The organism is Sphingomonas flavalba (assembly GCF_047553045.1).
Classification (GTDB): Bacteria; Pseudomonadota; Alphaproteobacteria; order Sphingomonadales; family Sphingomonadaceae; genus Sphingomonas_L; species Sphingomonas_L flavalba_A.
In genome coordinates, this window is sequence record NZ_CP180208.1 from 2,284,971 (window position 1) to 2,301,247 (window position 16,277).

Below are 16,277 nucleotides of genomic sequence, written 5' to 3' on the forward strand. Positions count from 1 at the left end.
CCGCAACGGATGGACGACGATGAACCTGCAACCCGGCGAAGACCAGACCATGATCGCGGAGACGTTCGCGAAATTTCTGCAAGAGCACAGCAGCACCCTGCGCGTGCGTGCGGCGCTTCCGTCCGGCTTCGACCCGGAACTATGGGCCGGTCTTGCCGAATTGGGCGCCTTCGCCATGCGCATCCCCGCCGACAACGGCGGCCTGGGCCTCGGCCTGATCGATGTCACGCTGCTGATGGAGGAAGCCGGCCGGCGGCTGGCGTCCGGTCCGATCGCCGAAGCGATTGTCGCGGCCAGGCTGCTTGCCCTCCTGGGCGGAGGGGAGGCGAACGCGTTGGCGCAGCAGATCGCGGCGGGCAGCCGGATCGCGACGATCGCGCTGCACGATGCGGGCACGCAGCCTGCCCAATGGGTTGCTGGCGGCGCGGTAGCGGACGCGGTCATCGCGCGCGAGGGCGACCGGGTTCTTCTCGTCCGGCCAAGCCCGGAGGGCCGCAGCACCGGCCCCAACCTTGCTTCCGCGCCGCTTGCCAGGATAGCGCTGGACGGTAACGAACGCACCCTGATCGGCAGTGGGCCGGATGCCGTCGCCCTGTTCGAAGCGGCCGTCGAGGAGTGGAAGCTGCTGACGGCGGCGGCGCTTGCCGGGCTAGCGCGCGAAGCGATCCAGATGGCCGCAGGCTATGCGTCGGAACGCAAGGCGTTCGGGCAGCTCATCGGCACCTATCAGGCGATCTCGCATCCCCTCGCCGACCTGATCGTCGATGCCGATGGCGGCAAATACATGGTCTGGAAGACCATCTGCGACATCGCCGAAGGCAAGCCGGGCGCGGACGCGCACGTCTCTCTGGCGCTGTGGTGGCTCGCACGTACCGCGAGCAAGGCGGCCGAGCGCGCGCTGCACACCTATGGCGGCTATGGGCTGACGCTGGAATATGACATCCACCTGTATGTGGTGCGCGCCCGCGGCATCCCGCTGATGCTGGGCGATTCCGATCAACTGCTTTGGGAAGCCGGGCGCCGGCTCTATGGCGACGAGCATCCGGCCTTGCCGGAGGTTGGCACGCCCTGCGTCGATTTCGACCTTGGCGAGAAGGCACGCGCACTGGCGGGAGAGGTTGATGCTTTCTTCCGGGCGAATTTGACGCCGGAACTCAAGGCCAGGGCGCATTATTCCTATGCCGGGCACGACGCCGGCATCCATCGCAAGCTGGCCGAAGCGAGACTGCTGTTCCCGGCCTGGCCGCCGGAGCATGGCGGGCGTTCCGCCGATCCCTATGCCGTCGCCGCCATCGCGGCGGTGTGGGAAGAGCATGAATGGTCGGCGCACGCCGCCAGCACCTCCAATATGGTCGGCTTCATCATGCAGCGGTTCGGCAGCGACGAGCTAAAGGCCGAGGCGCTTGCGCGCGTGGCGGCCGGTGAAGCGGTGTGCAGCCTGGGGTTCAGCGAGCCCGGATCCGGCTCCGACGTGTTCGCCGCGGTCACGCGCGCCACGCCCGACGGCAATGGCTGGCGGATCGACGGGCAGAAGATGTTCACCAGCGGCGCCGAGATCGCGGACTATGTTCTGCTGCTCGCGCGCACCGATTTCGATGCCCCCAAGCACAAGGGGCTGACGATGTTCATCGTGCCGCTGAATGCAAAAGGCGTCGAGATTCAGCCCGTCCACACCTTTCAGGACGAACAGACCAACATCACCTATTATGACGCTGTCCATATCCCCGACAGCTATCGCTTGGGCGAAGTCGGCGGCGGTCTGCGGGTCATGGCGGCGAGCCTCGAACTGGAACATGGGTTCAGCTTCGTGAAGACGCAGGCGCATCTGTTGCGCGAAGCAGAGCGCTTCTGCCGCGAAACCGAGCGCAACGGACAGTCGATGATCGCCGACCCCGCGGTCGCGCGCCGGCTGGCCCGGGTCGCGGCCCATATCGCGATCGGCCATGTCATCTCCTGCCGCGCGATGTGGACCGCCGTCGAAAAGCGGCCGAACCTCGCCTATGGCCCGGCCGCCAAGATGTTCTCGTCGGAAAAGTTCGTCGCGGACTCCGGCGACTTGCTCGATCTTGCCGCGCCCGAATCGCTGGCCGCTTCGGACGGGGCGGCAGCCTTCATCAATCAATGCTACCGGCATGCGCAGGCGACGACCATCTATGGCGGCACCAGCGAGGTCCATCGCAGCATGATCGCTGAACGACAATTGGGCCTGCCGCGCACCCGGGCCTGACAATCAAGCCCTTAGCGGACCGTGATTCAGGCGATCGCCCCGGCGGCCTTCAGGCTTTCGATGCGATCCCATTCAAGCCCCAGTTCCATCAGAAACAGCTCGGTATGTTCGGATGCCTGGGGCGCGCGGGCGGTCGCAACCGGCACATGGTTGAACTGAACGGGGTTGCGGACCAGCTTCATCGGTGGGCCATCGTCGATCGAATCGACCTCGACCAGCATATCGTTCGCCAGTGCCTGCTGATCGCGCGCGAAATCCAGGAAGCTCTGCGCCGGCGCCCATTGTCCACGATAGGTTTTCAGATGCTCGCGCCAGTAAGCAAAGTCGCGCGTCGCAAATGCCGCGGCAATCCGGTCGCTCGCCGCCTGCCAGTTTTCGATCAGCGCGCGGCCGTTCGCAAACCGCGGATCGTCAGCAAGGTGGGCAAGGTCGAGATGCGTGAACAGGTCGCGAATATACGGGTCGGGCGTGAGCGTGCACAGGTTGATGGTCCCGCCGTCGGATGTTTTGAAATTGCCGACAAACGGGTTGCCCGGCACCGCGCCGGAGCTGGGCATCCGCGCGCGCGGCGAGACCCCGGTCTCGATCGCCTGGCTGATGCCGAGGCCGCACGCCCACCAGGAGGTGCTGAGCAGTGAGACGTCGAGCTCAACCGCTTCGCCGGTCCGCTCACGATGAAACAGCGCCGCGGAAATGCCGCCGGCAATGAACATTCCGCCGATCGAATCGCCGAACGCGCCGATCGGCTGACTGATTACGCCATCGAGTTCCGGGGGCGAAACCGCGGTGGAAATCCCGCCTCTGGTCCAAAAGGCCGTGCTGTCGAAGCCGCCCGCCTCACGCTCATCCCCCTTGTCGCCGAACGCCGAACCACGCGCATAGATGATATTGGGGTTCGCCGCGCGGATATGCTCGACGTCGAACTTGTTCTTTTGCCGCACCGCAGGAAGATAGTTGGTCAGGAATACATCGGCGGTCGCGGCGATCTCGTACAGCAGCGCCTGCCCCTCCGGCGTCGATACATCGATACCGACACTGCGCTTGCCGCGATTGGGATGCTCCATCATCGGATTGCGCAGCGGATTAAGCGGCACGCCGCTCAGGTTCAAAAAGCCCCGCTGCGTGTCGCCGCGTACCGGGTGTTCGACCTTGATGACATCGGCGCCCCAATCGGCGAGCACCGCGCCCGCCGCCGGCACGAAGGTGAATTGCGCCACCTCCAACACTCTGATGCCCTTCATGACCTGGGTCATTGCATGATCCTTGTGTGCTTGCCGTCGCGGCGCGCCTAGCGCGCCCGCGGGAGGTTGAGGATGCGGTCGGCGATGATCTCACGCTGGATCTCCGAACTGCCGCCGGCAATGGTCAGCACCCAGCTGTACAGAAAGTGATAGGTCCACGGATTGGTGCTGCGATGGTCGCCATATTCGAAGAAGCTCCAGCCCATCACTTCCGCCGCCACCTCGCTCAATGCCTTGTAGGTGGTTGTCATGAGCAGCTTCATGATCGACGCTTCGGCGCCGGGCGCGCCACGCCGCTCAATCTCGCTGATCGTCGACAGGGTCATGGCGCGGATCGCGACGGTCTCCGCCTTGATGCGCCCGAGGCGGTAGGCGATGTCATCGTCTTCGATCGCCAGCCTGCCGGTTTCGAGCCTGGTCTTGCGCGCCATCGCGATCACCGCTTCAACGCGCTCCAGCAATGCGAGCTGATCGCCGATGAAGCCCGTGCCGCGTTCGAAAGAGAGGGTCGACATCGCGACCTTCCACCCTTCGCCGATCTTGCCGACCATATTGGACAGCGGGATGCGCACATTGTCGTAATAGACCATGTTGACCGCATTTTCGTTCGTCATGATCTTGATCGGGCGCACCTCGATCCCCGGCGTTCTCATGTCGCAAATCAGCCAGGCCAGCCCGTGATGGCGCTTCGACCCTGGTTCGACCCGAACGAGCAGTTCCTGGTAATCGGAATACAGCCCGATCGAGGTCCACATCTTCTGCCCGTTGACGACCAGATGATCGCCGTCGATCTCGCCGGTGGTCGAGATGTTCGCCAGATCCGATCCGGCCCCCGGTTCGGAGAAACCCTGACTCCAGAGCGAATCGCCCTTCAGGATGCGGGGAAGATGATCGGCCTTCTGCGCGTCGCTGCCGCATTGGATCAGCGTGGGTCCGGCATGCATGAGCGCGATGAACGTGGCGTTATTGTATGGCGGCGCGCCGGTCCTCGCCAGTTCCTCATACCAGATCGCCTGGTGAAAGCCCGACAGGCCACGTCCGCCGAATTGCCTGGGCCAGTGAACCCCGGCCCATCCCCCGTCAAACAGCGTCCGCTGCCAGGCCCTGTCAAACGCGGCGGCATCCTTGCCGTCGATCGGGCGCGGCTCGGTTGGCTTGTTCGCCATCAGCCATGCCCGCGCCTCTTCCTGAAACGCGATGTCTTCGGGCGCGAGAGCGATATCCATGTCCCTGCCCTTCCTCAGCCGTGAATCGGATGGTCGACGAGCCGCCGAAGCAGATGTTTGTCACCACCCAGCCAGCGCGCGACCAGATGCACGCGTTTGAGATAAAGCTGCGCGTCATGCTCATCGGTCACGCCGATGCCGCCGTGCAGCTGGATGTTGCTGTCCGCGTTCTTCACCGCGGCACCATTCGCGAGCAGCTTTGCCGCATCGACCTGCAAGGCGGCATCGTGGCGCCCGTCGCGAAGGACAAGCGCAGCGACGAACAACTGGCACCGCGCCGCTTCGGATCGCAGCGCCATCTCCGCGCATGGGTGCCGCACCGCCTGATAGGCGCCGATTGGCCGGCCGAAGGTATGGCGCACCTTCGCATATTCGACGATCATGTCGCGCATCGCCTCCGACGCGCCTTGCAGGAATGCGGCGGCAAGCACGCGGCCGCGCAGCATCGCCGCTGACGTCGCGGTGGCGGCGAGCACCGTTGCCCCCGCCGGCGCAATGTCCAGAGTCGCCACCGACCTGTCCAGCGACAGGCGCGGCGCCGCCTCCACGCCGTTCAGATCGAACAGCGCCGCCCCTTGCTCGCCAACCCACACCGCCATCCGCGCGTCACGCGCGGCGAACAGCCGAAAGGCGCCGCTCAGTTGCGCCCCCTCGGTCGACACAGGGCCTGTAGCAACCGCCAGCGCCACCTCATGCCGGCCCGCCACCAGTTCCCGCACGAGTGGCGCGGCACCGGCTTCCGCCGCCACATGCGCGGCCAGCACGACCGGCAGCATACCGGCCACGCCGAGTACACGCCCGGCTTCTCGGAAGATGAGCATCTCCTCGACAACGGAATAACCGACACCGCCCACCGCCTCATCCAGCGCGATGCCGAGCCATCCGTTTTCCGCCATCCGGCCTCGAAGCGCATCCGAAAACGCTTCCTCGCCGTCGTGAAGCCGCGCAACCGGCTGCATCTCCGCCAGCAGCCCCGCCGCCGTATCTCGGATCATTTCCTGTTCGGAATCGAGCAACAGATCCATCGGTCAATCCGCCTTGTCGACGGACCAGACCGGCTGACGCTTCTCGAAGAAAGCGGTCGGCCCTTCCACGGCGTCGGGGTGCTGGCGGTGCTTGACCAGGTCTATCCAGGCGCGCCGATAGGCCTCTTCGAGTGGATGCTCGAGCGAATCCCAGATCGCCCTGAGCGACGCTTCCATCGCCGCCGGCGACCCGCGGGCGGCGATATGCGCGAGTTGCAGCGCCCGTTCGAGAAGCTGATCGTGCGGCACCACTTCCGATACCATGTGAAGTTCAAGGGCCCGTTGCGCGTCCAGGCGTTCGGCACGCCCCAGGATGACCATGCGCAGGATCGGCCCGAGCGGCATCCGGCGCGAAAGACCGATCGGCTCGATCGCACAAACCTGCCCGACATCGACGTGGGTATCGAGAAATTGCGCGCGGTCGCTGGCGATGACGATGTCGCAATCGGCAACGAAATGCAGTCCGGCGGACGCGCACAGGCCATTTACGGCACAGATCGTCGGCTTGAAAACGCGGCAATGGCGCGGCGTCAGCAACGGCATGTCGTGCGTGGCGCCGTCCGCCGTATCCGCCAGCTTCCTGACCGCGCCGACATCGGCGCCCGCGCAAAAGGCGTCGCCGGCACCGGTGATAACGATCGCCCGCACCACCGCGTCGTCGCGCGCGGCGGTAAGCACCGGCGCAAGCCCATCGAGCATCGCGCGCGACAAGGCGTTCTTCCGGTCGGGGCGATTGAGCGTCACAATCCTGACGGGACCGTCATCCTCGACCAGAATTTCCGTTGTTGGCGAACTCATACCATGGCCCCTTTTCGCGCAAATCATCTATCTCTTTCATCCGGGACGAACAAGGCCGCGGCTAGACCGCGCCAGGCGGCGCCACATCGTCGTCCGGCAAATACAGGCCGGGCCGGAGCGTCCGCGCCTCCGGATCGACTTTATAACGTGCGAGATCGCGGACGCCCGCCGCATGCAGAACCGTGTCGTCGATGAAGAAGTTGCCACTGCACTCGCGGGCCGGGCGAACCAGAATGCTGTGCGCCGCGTCGGCCATGATCGCCGGCGTGCGGCACAGCCGGAGCTGGCCGGCATCGGCCGCGGCGAATTCGATTGCGGCCGTGGCGATGCCATAACGCGGCCACAGCGCGTTAAAGGCGATACCCTCCGCGCCGAACTCCTCGGCCATGCCCAGCACGGTCATCGACATCGCGTATTTCGACATGGTGTAGGCGACGCTCCCGCCGAACCAGCGCGGCTGGAGATTGATCGGCGGCGACAGCGTGAGCACATGCGGATTGGTCGATCTGCGCAGATAGGGAACCGCCGCGCGCGACATCATGAATGTTCCGCGCGCGTTGATGTCATGCATCAGGTCGTAGCGTTTGGGCTCGGTCTCGGTCACCGGCGCGCGCGAGATGGCCGAGGCGCTGTTGACGAGGATGTCGATGCCCCCGAACCGGTCGGCGGCCTGCATGAACGCGCGCTCGATCGCCAGATCGTCGCGCACGTCAAGCAGGACCGGCAGCGCCTGGCCCCCCGCCCGCTCGACCGCCTCCGCCGCGGTGAAGATCGTGCCGGGCAGATGCCTGTGCGGCTCCGCGGTCTTCGCCGCGATGACGCAATTGGCGCCGTCGCGGGCAGCGCGCAGGGCGATCGCCAGACCGATTCCGCGGCTTGCGCCAGAGACGAAGATGGTTCTGCCCTGCAGCGACGCATCGCTCATTATTGAGATATCTCTTTTTTCAGATTCAGAATACTTTCCCATAAATCAGGGGCGCGCTATGACAAGATCCGCACGCCCCCGTCACCGGGATCAGCTACATCAATTTTAATATCTCTTGCCGGAGTTCCCGATGTCCAGCACCCGATCCTCAAGGCCGAGCGACACCGTTTCCGTCGTCGATCGCGCCGCCGAGAAGCTGCGCACCCTGGCACTGGCGCGGGACAATGGCGACTTCATCGGCTCCGAGGAAGAACTGATCGCGCATCTCGGCGTCAGCCGGCCGACGATGCGCCAGGCCTCGGCCCTGGTGCAGCAGGAAAACCTTATCACGATCCGCCGGGGCGTCGGCGGCGGCTTCTTCGCCTGCAAGCCGGATACGATGACAGTAAGCCGCATTGCCGCGCTTTACCTGCGCGCGCATCAGGCGGGGCTGGCCGAAATCATCGCCACAATGCGCCCGCTGCGCATGGAGATCGTTTCGCTGGCCACGCAATGCAAAGATCCGTCCCTGCTCGACAAATTGCGTGAGTTTCTCGCACGGGAAGCGGCGCGAGAGGGTGAGAGCTATCGCGACTTCCTGCGTAGCGAGCGCGATTTCGGACGCTTGCTCGGCGACCTTAGCGGCAACAAGGTCATCACGCTGTTCCTCAGCATCCTCTACGATTTCGCCGCGCGCATGCAGCGGGGCGACGACGTATTGAAGGGCCGGCCGGACCGCGTGGCGCTGTATCGCGAATGGCGCGACAAAATGGCGCAGGCGATCCTCGAAGGCGACGAAGAAATCGCGCTGGTGGCGGCCCGCCGCTGCTCCGACACCGTGGCGGAATGGATCGGCGAGGATTTGGTCGGACGCAGCTTCGCGTCGGCCGCGGCACCGAAGCCGGTGCCCCAGCGCAGGCGGTCCAAGGCGAAAGCGGCGACGGCCACCTAATCTTTCGTCCCCTTGCCGGAAAGAGGTATATCTATTATTCGCCCCGGCAGGAGGCCAGATGCACATTCTTTCCAATCCACTCCGATCGCAGCCGGGCGGCCGGGGTCCCGTTCCTGCATTGGCGCCCGTCCCTGCATTGGTGATCGTGCGACACGCCCCCGAGTCGCCGGCGCCGGCCCAGGGTTTGCTGCCATGACGATACGGACGATCGCCGTCATCGGGGCCGGCGCCATGGGTTCCGGGATCGCCCAGGTGGCTTTGTCGGCGGGCGTAACGGTCATTCTGCACGACCTCGCCGACGCCGCGCGCGAGGCAGCGCGAGACTCGATCCTCGCCCGCCTGAAGCGACTGGTCGAAAAGGGCGTTCATCCGGCCGGGTTCGTCGAGGATGCGGACCAGCGGCTGACGCTTGCACCACAGCTTGTCGACGTGGCGCCCGCCGACGTCGTCATCGAGGCGGTGATCGAGCAGCTCGCCGTCAAGCAAACCCTCTTCGCCGATCTCGAACGGATCGTGCGCGACGATACGATACTGGCGACCAACACGTCATCGCTGTCGGTTGCGGCCATTGCGCGCGATTGCCGCCGCAAAGACCGGGTCTGCGGTCTGCACTTCTTCAACCCCGTTCCCATCATGAAGCTCGTCGAGGTGATCGTGCATCCCGGGATCGATCCGGCGGTTCAGGAAGCGGCGGTGAGCCTGGCTCGGCAGCTTGGCAAAGTTCCTGTCACCGTGCGCGATGGCCCAGGCTTTCTGGTTAATCTGGGCGGCCGCGCCTATACCACCGAAGCACTGCACGCGGCCGAGGAACGCATTGCCGACCCCGCCACGATCGACTCGATCCTGCGCGATGGGGCGGGCTTCCGCATGGGGCCGTTCGAACTGATGGACCTCACCGGGATCGACGTGAATTTTCCCGCCACGTCGTTCATTTACGAGGGCTATCAGCACGATCCACGGATCAGAACCACCCCGTTGCACGCAGCAATGTTCAATGCCGGCCGTTTCGGGCGAAAGACCGGGCTGGGATTTCACGACTATTCCGCCGCGCCGGCGGCGCCCGGCCCGGCGGCGGTTGAGGAGCCGGCCGGGCAGCCCGCCGCATTCCGTTTCCGCGCGCCGGCCGGTGGCGCCGCGCTCGCAAGTCTGCGCGGCTTCGCCGACGCGCATCACGACGATGCCGAAACCGTGCTCGTCACGCCACTGGGCGAGGATGCCGCCTCGATTACCGCCAGACTGGGGCTTGATCCGGCGCGCGTGGTGGCAATCGACCTGACCGGGATCGACCGCGATCATGTTACGCTGACCGCGCCGCTGGGTGGAGCGCAGGCGATCGCATCATGCGCGGCATGGCTGCGTCAGCAAGGCTACCGGGTTGCAGTTATCGGCGACTCGCCTGGCTTCGTGCTGCAGCGGGTGCTGGCGATGATCGCCAATCTGGGTTGCGAGATGGCGCAGATCGGCATCGGCACGCCCGATGATATCGATACCGCAATGAAGCTTGCCCAGAACTATCCGCTCGGCCCGTTCGAAATCGTCGAGAAGCTGGGCGCCGCGACCGTCCTCGAGATCCTGCAGAACCTGCAGGCAGTGTCCGGTTCAGATCGTTACCGTCCCAGCCTGTGGCTGCGTCGCCGCGCGTTGCTGAACCGGTCGATCCGGGAGGCCGATTGATGCAACCACCCCTGCATGGGCTGCGGGTCGTCGAGGGGGCCGCTTTTGTCGCCGGCCCAAGCTGCGCGTTGATGTTCGCCCAGCTCGGCGCAGAAGTGATCCGGTTCGATGCGATCGGCGGCGGGCCGGATTATGGGCGATGGCCACTCGCGCCGGACGGGGGCAGCCTATATTGGGAAGGCCTGAACAAGGGCAAGAAGTCGATCGCGGTTGACCTGCGCAACCCGGAGGGCCGTGCGCTGGCGCAGCGTTTGGCCACGGCGGGTGACGGACTGTTCGTCACCAATTATCCGGCGGATGGTTTTCTGGCGCATCAGGCGCTGATTGCCCTTCGGGCCGACCTCATCTCGGTTCGCGTGATGGGGTGGCCGGACGGCCGCCAGGCCGTCGATTACACCGTCAATGCCGCAACCGGCTTTCCGCTGCTGACCGGCCCGCTCGATGCAACGGGCCCGGTCAATCACGTGCTGCCGGCCTGGGATCTGCTGACCGGCGCGCAGGCGGCGTTCGCCTTGCTTGCCGCACTGCGCGCGCGCGACTCCGGACACGGCGGACATGAGATACGGCTTGCGCTTTCCGACGTTGCGGCGGCGACGCTCGGCATGCTCGGCATGGTCGGCGAGGTGACAGGCGGCGCGCCGGCCCGTCCCCGCGCCGGCAACGATCTGTACGGCTTGTTCGGGCGCGACTTCGCGACCGCGGACGGCCAAACGATAATGATCGTCGCAATCACGCCGCGGCAGTGGACGGGCCTGGTCGGCCAGCTCGGCCTGAACGAAGCGGTCGGCGCGATCGAAGCCGAACATAATGTCAGTTTCGAACGGGACGAGGGCGCGCGCTATCGGCTTCGCGATCGATTGATCCCGCTGTTCGCGCGCGCAATAGGCGAACGCACGCTCGAAACGCTCGGACCGGCGCTCGATCAGGCGGGCATGTGCTGGGCGCCATATCAAACGATGGCCGAGGCTGTCACCGACCCCGCCGGCCTCGTCGCCGACAATCCTCTCTTTACCGACGTTTCGCACCCTGCCGGCAGATATCCGACCGCCGGATTCGCCGGCGCGTTCGGCGGATGGCGCGCGCCAGGCCAACCGGCGCCGCGTTTGGGAGCGAATACCGATGAGGTGCTGGTGTCGCTGCTGGGCCTGAGTTCAGGCGAAATCGCCGGGCTGCATGACCGCGGGGTCGTCGCATGACGCTGCGCCGCCAATTGCTTGACCGCGAAAGCTTGCGCCGGTTTGCCATCGCCAGTGGCGGAACATTGGATATCGACACGAATCCGCCGGCGCTCGCCCATTGGGCGTGGTTTCCCGACATGGTGGAGGGGGCCGATCTGGGACCGGACGGGCACCCCGCGCCGGGCCGTGTGCTGCCCGCGACTGGCCGGGCGCGGCGCATGTTCGCATCGGCCCGGATCCGCTTTCTGGCGCCGCTCATCGTCGACCGGGAGGCAGAGATGAGCGAGCGCATCGCCGATCAGCGAGTCAGGCCCGGCAAGCAGGGTGCGTTTACCTTGATGGATGTCGAACGGACTATCCGCCAGAACGGTGAAACCTGCGTAATCGAAAACCGGACCTTCGCGTTCCTCGATCACGGTCCGCCCCTGCCGCTGCCGGAAGTGATCGCAGATAAGTACGACTGGTGCCCCGATGCAGTCGATCTGTTCCGTTTTTCAGCGGCGACGTTCAACGCGCACCGCATCCATTATGATCTGGAATATGCGCGCACGGTCGAGGGATATCCGGAACGGGTGGTGCATGGGCCGCTGACGGCCGCACGCCTGGCGATGCTTGCCGCGAAGCGGGCGCCGTTGGCCGGATTCAGCTTCCGCGCACAGGCGCCGCTATTCGCGGGGCAGCCGGTGCGCCTTGAAATCGACAAGGATGGCCGCTGCCGCGCCGTGCGCTGCGACGGCGTCGTCGCCATGGATGCGCAAGCCGAATGGATAGACTGATGGACCAGGAGCACATGCTGGCGGCGACGCGCGCGGCGCTGAAGGCGGCGGATCGTTATGCCGGTGAAGCCCAAGGCGCCGCACGCGCGTTGATCATGCGCGAAGGACGGATCGACCCCGTCCTGCTGATAGAGCGCCAGCGCGCCGTGCACGGCTATGCGTGGATCGCCACGGTGGTGGCGGCGCTTCACGCGCTGCACGGGTGGGCCGATCGCATCACCCGATCCGGCGCGCTGCGCGACATTGACCTGGCGGTGTTGCAGATCGGCTTCGGCGAATATCTCGCTCAGCTCGGCACCGCCATTCCGATGAGCCAGACCGAATTCGTGCGGCCACTGGATCTGGGCATCGCCCAGGCGGCGGCCGTGCTGGCGGGCGACGATGCCGTCACGACGCTGATCGCGATCGGCAATCAGCCGCAGCGGCGCAAGGCGCTGGTGGACCGCGCGGTCGGCGGCGAGATGCCCAGCGAGACGCTCGACGAAACGCTCGACATGATCCGGGATCAGTTCCGCGGCTTTGTCCGCGCGAGGATCGCGCCCAACGCGCACGAATGGCACCTTGCCGACGATCTGATCCCTGACGCGATCGTGGCGGAGATGGGCGATCTCGGCGTGTTCGGCGTCTGTATCGACCCCGAATATGGCGGCTTGGGGCTGGGCAAGCTTGCGCTGTGCGTCGTATCCGAGGAGCTGAGCCGCGGCTGGATTGCGGCCGGTTCGCTCGGCACACGATCGGAAATCGCCGGCGAACTGATCGCACATTCCGGCACCGAGGCGCAGAAGCGGCAGTGGCTGCCCGGCATCGCGAGCGGCCGCATCCTGCCGACCGCAGTGTTCACCGAACCCGACATCGGGTCTGATCTGGCCGCGCTCAAGACTCGCGCCATCGAAACCGAGGGCGGCCACTGGCGGATCACCGGCGCCAAGAACTGGATCACGCACGCCGCGAGAAGCGACCTTATGACTGTCCTTGCGCGGACCGAACCCGATCAGCCCGGCCATAACGGCCTGTCGATGTTTCTGGCGGCGAAAGCGCGGCGGCAGGACGGGGCGGATTTTCCGGACGACGGCCTTGAAGGCAGCGAAATCAAGGTTCTGGGCTATCGCGGCATGCGCGAATATGCGCTGAGTTTCGACGATTTTCCCGTAGCGCCCGAAGCCTTGCTGGGCGGAACCCGCGGCCTTGGGTTCCGGCAGCTGATGCGGACATTCGAAAGCGCGCGAATCCAGACCGCGGCTCGCGCCGTGGGGGTAGCCTGGAACACCGTCGACTGCGCGCTGCGCTATGCGCTCGACCGCCGCCAGTTCGGCAAGAAGCTGGCGGACTTCCCGCGCATTTCGGACAAGCTGGCGCTGATGATCGTAGAGACGGTGATCGCGCGCGAATTATCCTATGCCTCGGCCCGCCAGAAGGACAAGGGCGAACGCTGCGATATCGAGGCGGGCATGGCCAAGCTGCTCGGCGCGCGTGTCGCCTGGAGCAATGCCGACCAGTGCCTGCAGATCCACGGCGGCAATGGCTATGCGCTGGAATATGAGGCGAGCCGCCTGCTGTGCGACGCCCGGATCCTCAGCATCTTCGAAGGCGCGGCCGAAATCCAGGCACAGGTGATCGCGCGCGGCCTGATTGCCTGAGGCACGGCGAGTGGGTCCTGGCCGGTCAGGCCCTGGCCCGCCCTCGGCGATCAAGACCAGACGGGCGGGCGCTTTTCCATGAATGCGCGCGGCCCTTCCGTCGCGTCCGGATGCGCACGATGCCGCACGAGCCGCGCCCAGCCCTGGGCATAGGCATCCTCCAACGACAGCTCAAATGATTCCCATATCGCTTCAAGCGATGCCTGGAGCGCCGCGGGCGAGGCTTGACTGGCCTGGTGGGCGAGCGCCATCGCACGCTCGAACAGTTGATCCTGCGGCACGATCTCCGAGATAAGATGCGCGGCAAGCGCGCCCCGCGCATCCAGCCGTTCGGCACGGCCCAGGATGACCATTCGCAGGGTCGGCCCGAGCGGCGCCCGGCGCGAAAGGCCGATCGGCTCGATCGCACAGACCTGCCCCACATCCATATGCGTATCGAGGAACTGCGCCTGTTCGGACGCGATCACGATGTCACTGTCAGCGACGAAATGAAGACCCGCGCTCGCGCAGATGCCGTTGACGGCGCAGATGACGGGCTTGAAAACCTTGGCGTGGCGCGGCGTGAACTTCGTCATCGGCCGAATGGCGTCGTGGCGGTCGAAACCGGTGCCGTGCGGCAGATCTCCGACATCGGCGCCGGCGCAGAACGCCTTGCCCTTGCCGGTGATCACGATCGCCCGGACGGCCGTGTCGTCGCGGACGCGCTCGAAGATCGCCGCCAGCCGATGCAGCATTACCGACGACAAGGCGTTGAGCCGCGGCTGGTTATCAAGCGCGACCACCAGCACCCCGCCATCCTGTGCCAGCGCAATGCCATGTTCGCCGGGAATGTCGTCAAGCGCCTTCAAACGCACCGCCCTTCCCCCACTGCCCGCCGGTCCCCATTCGTCGACCGAACGCTTCGCCCGGCTCAGCCTTCGCTTTCCTTGTTGAAATGAAGCAGCGATATCTTCCAGCCGTCATCCGTCCGCACAAATTCATCAGCGTAGCGGCCATAGATTTTGACCGGTTCCGGTGTGGTCTGCGCGTGCCGGACGACCAGCGCGAGCATGGTCCAGCTGCCCCGCGCCGTATCGCCGGAAATGTCGATCACCGGGCTGTGAAAGCTGTGCCACGATAGCCGCGTCCCCTTCGGCACCGCCTCGGTGAACAGGCGGATGATCGCTTCACGACCTTCAATCCGCCCCATCATGCCGGGAAAGTTCAGGACCGTATCCTCGACGAACACGCTCGCCAGCAGCGCGGCATGCTCCGGCGTCGGGTTCATGATCGCCTGATCGACATAGGCACCGTAGCGATGCTTGAGCTGACGGATTTCCTCCATCGCTATCAGGGTGGGTAGATCGATCGACGCCGAAGTTCCCATGGCCGCTCTCCTTGCCGTTAGGTTTTGTCAGTCGAAGCCGAGGTCGCTGAAGATCTTGTTCAGCCGCTTCCAGGCGGCCTTGTTCCCGTCGACGTTGCGCTCGCGCAGAAAATTGAACTCGTTTTCCCGCCACACCAGATTCGTAAACAGCGGATGGCCGATGCTGGCGAAATTCTGGAATCCGGCCATGCCGACCCCATGCAGGAACTGATGCACCGCGCGTTTGCCCAGCATCAGCCCGTCCGTCGAAAGCGCGGCAATCGCGCGGGCATACCGCATCGCCTCCGCCTCAAGCTCATCGGGCGGGACCACCGAATTTGCGACTCCCCAATCCTTTAACTCTTCGGGTGTCACGGTACGGCCGGTCATCAGCACTTCCATCGCCCGGTTCATGCCCAGCTTCAGCATGGCGATCGGCATCTGTGCGTCGAATGCCGCGAACCCCATCCGCGCCTGACGCCGCGCGAACCTGGCGTCGGTCGAGGCGATCAGCAGATCGCACCCCAGTGCGAACGAGAAGCCGACGCCCATCACCGCGCCATGGCAGGCGCCGATGACCACCTTGTCGCTCCACAGGAAACCGTCCTGAAGCGTCTCGTAGGTTTTGCGCATTCCGCGCATGCGGCGCGACTGGCCCAGGCGCTCGCCCTTTTTCAGGCCGAGTGCCTCGGCCGGCACGTGGGTGGTATCCTCCCCCGCGCAAAAATCAGGTCCGTTGCCGGCCAGGACGACGACCTTCACATCGTCGTCGTCCTGCGCCTTTCCCAGATAATCGTATAGCATTTCGTTCATGACGGGCGTCATGATCGCATTGCGGCGGTGCGGTCGATTGAGCGTGATCTTGCAAATATTCTCTTCGACGATCTCATACAGCACGCACTGCGAAAGATCCTCCTTCGGCGCGTCCCCCGGTGCTTCGCTCATGATCAGCCTTTGCTCGAATTCGGACCGACCGTATAAACAGGTATCTCTATTGGCGCAAGCGTATCATCTTGCGCCTGATCATGACCATGGAGGCGCCCGGACAGGCGGTGCGCCGTCACACGATCTCGCCGATCTTGGTACCGACTTCATAAGTTTCGTCGGCTGCCGCCATTTGGACCAGCTTGCCGGCTGCGGGCGCCTCGATCTCGCGCGCGGTCTTATCGGTCTCCAGAATATAGATGACGTCCCCCTGGCTTACCGTCGCGCCGTCCGGCACCGACCACTCGGCCAGCACGGCCTCGGTCATCGACATTTCGAGCTTGGGGATGGTCAGGATCGTGGACATGGC

General features: G+C 65.2%; 15 protein-coding genes. 6 read left to right on the forward strand and 9 right to left on the reverse strand.

Translation table 11 applies throughout. The features are described 5' to 3' along the window. Nucleotides 1-19: 19 nt before the first annotated feature. Nucleotides 20-2,227 (forward strand): acyl-CoA dehydrogenase, encoded by a 2,208-nt coding sequence (locus ACMT1E_RS10945; protein WP_414900240.1) that lies wholly within the window; start codon nt 20-22, stop codon nt 2,225-2,227. A gap of 26 nt (nt 2,228-2,253) precedes the next feature. Here ACMT1E_RS10945 and ACMT1E_RS10950 read toward each other — a convergent pair whose 3' ends face one another. The 5 genes from ACMT1E_RS10950 to ACMT1E_RS10970 form a co-directional block, all read right to left on the reverse strand. Further along, nucleotides 2,254-3,480, reverse strand: coding sequence for a CaiB/BaiF CoA transferase family protein (locus ACMT1E_RS10950; RefSeq protein ID WP_414900242.1), 1,227 nt, complete (start codon nt 3,478-3,480; stop codon nt 2,254-2,256). Nucleotides 3,481-3,515: 35 nt separating this feature from the next. Further along, nucleotides 3,516-4,694 (reverse strand): acyl-CoA dehydrogenase family protein, encoded by a 1,179-nt coding sequence (locus ACMT1E_RS10955; protein ID WP_414900243.1) that lies wholly within the window; start codon nt 4,692-4,694, stop codon nt 3,516-3,518. 14 nt (nt 4,695-4,708) lie between these two features. Further along, nucleotides 4,709-5,719 carry an acyl-CoA dehydrogenase family protein gene (locus ACMT1E_RS10960; protein ID WP_414900244.1) on the reverse strand — a complete coding sequence of 337 codons (1,011 nt, stop codon included), beginning with the start codon at nt 5,717-5,719 and terminating at the stop codon, nt 4,709-4,711. A 3-nt stretch (nt 5,720-5,722) separates the two neighbouring features. Continuing rightward, complete coding sequence (locus ACMT1E_RS10965; protein ID WP_414900246.1) at nt 5,723-6,517, reverse strand: enoyl-CoA hydratase/isomerase family protein; 795 nt, start codon at nt 6,515-6,517, stop codon at nt 5,723-5,725. 61 nt (nt 6,518-6,578) lie between these two features. Next, nucleotides 6,579-7,442 carry an SDR family oxidoreductase gene (locus tag ACMT1E_RS10970; protein WP_414900248.1) on the reverse strand — a complete coding sequence of 288 codons (864 nt, stop codon included), beginning with the start codon at nt 7,440-7,442 and terminating at the stop codon, nt 6,579-6,581. 115 nt (nt 7,443-7,557) lie between these two features. Here ACMT1E_RS10970 and ACMT1E_RS10975 point away from each other — a divergent pair, with 115 nt between their 5' ends. The 5 genes from ACMT1E_RS10975 to ACMT1E_RS10995 all read left to right on the forward strand — a co-directional run bounded on the left by ACMT1E_RS10975 (nt 7,558) and on the right by ACMT1E_RS10995 (nt 13,638). After that, the gene (locus ACMT1E_RS10975) at nt 7,558-8,373 is read left to right on the forward strand and encodes a FadR/GntR family transcriptional regulator (RefSeq protein ID WP_414900250.1); all 816 of its coding nucleotides are present in this window, start codon (nt 7,558-7,560) and stop codon (nt 8,371-8,373) included. A gap of 231 nt (nt 8,374-8,604) precedes the next feature. Next, on the forward strand, nt 8,605-10,047 hold the full coding sequence (locus tag ACMT1E_RS10980; protein ID WP_414900251.1) for a 3-hydroxyacyl-CoA dehydrogenase: 1,443 nt from the start codon (nt 8,605-8,607) through the stop codon (nt 10,045-10,047). Next, complete coding sequence (locus ACMT1E_RS10985) at nt 10,047-11,243, forward strand: CoA transferase (protein ID WP_414900252.1); 1,197 nt, start codon at nt 10,047-10,049, stop codon at nt 11,241-11,243. The genes ACMT1E_RS10980 and ACMT1E_RS10985 overlap by 1 nt, the downstream gene beginning before the upstream one ends. Continuing rightward, entirely contained in the window at nt 11,240-12,001 is a 762-nt protein-coding gene (locus tag ACMT1E_RS10990; RefSeq protein ID WP_414900253.1) for a MaoC family dehydratase N-terminal domain-containing protein, read from the forward strand. The genes ACMT1E_RS10985 and ACMT1E_RS10990 overlap by 4 nt, the downstream gene beginning before the upstream one ends. Beyond that, entirely contained in the window at nt 12,001-13,638 is a 1,638-nt protein-coding gene (locus ACMT1E_RS10995; RefSeq protein WP_414900254.1) for an acyl-CoA dehydrogenase family protein, read from the forward strand. Before ACMT1E_RS10990 ends, ACMT1E_RS10995 begins: the two co-directional genes overlap by 1 nt. Before the next feature lie 50 nt (nt 13,639-13,688). Here the strand turns inward: ACMT1E_RS10995 and ACMT1E_RS11000 are convergent, their stop codons facing one another. The 4 genes from ACMT1E_RS11000 to ACMT1E_RS11015 all read right to left on the reverse strand — a co-directional run bounded on the left by ACMT1E_RS11000 (nt 13,689) and on the right by ACMT1E_RS11015 (nt 16,274). Further along, complete coding sequence (locus ACMT1E_RS11000; RefSeq protein WP_414900255.1) at nt 13,689-14,486, reverse strand: enoyl-CoA hydratase/isomerase family protein; 798 nt, start codon at nt 14,484-14,486, stop codon at nt 13,689-13,691. Nucleotides 14,487-14,548: 62 nt separating this feature from the next. After that, entirely contained in the window at nt 14,549-15,004 is a 456-nt protein-coding gene (locus ACMT1E_RS11005; protein ID WP_414900256.1) for a nuclear transport factor 2 family protein, read from the reverse strand. 27 nt (nt 15,005-15,031) lie between these two features. Next, nucleotides 15,032-15,928 carry an enoyl-CoA hydratase/isomerase family protein gene (locus tag ACMT1E_RS11010; protein ID WP_414900257.1) on the reverse strand — a complete coding sequence of 299 codons (897 nt, stop codon included), beginning with the start codon at nt 15,926-15,928 and terminating at the stop codon, nt 15,032-15,034. A 115-nt stretch (nt 15,929-16,043) separates the two neighbouring features. Then, a complete protein-coding gene (locus tag ACMT1E_RS11015; RefSeq protein WP_414900258.1) occupies nt 16,044-16,274 on the reverse strand; it encodes a biotin/lipoyl-containing protein in 231 nt (76 codons plus the stop codon). Nucleotides 16,275-16,277: the final 3 nt, after the last annotated feature.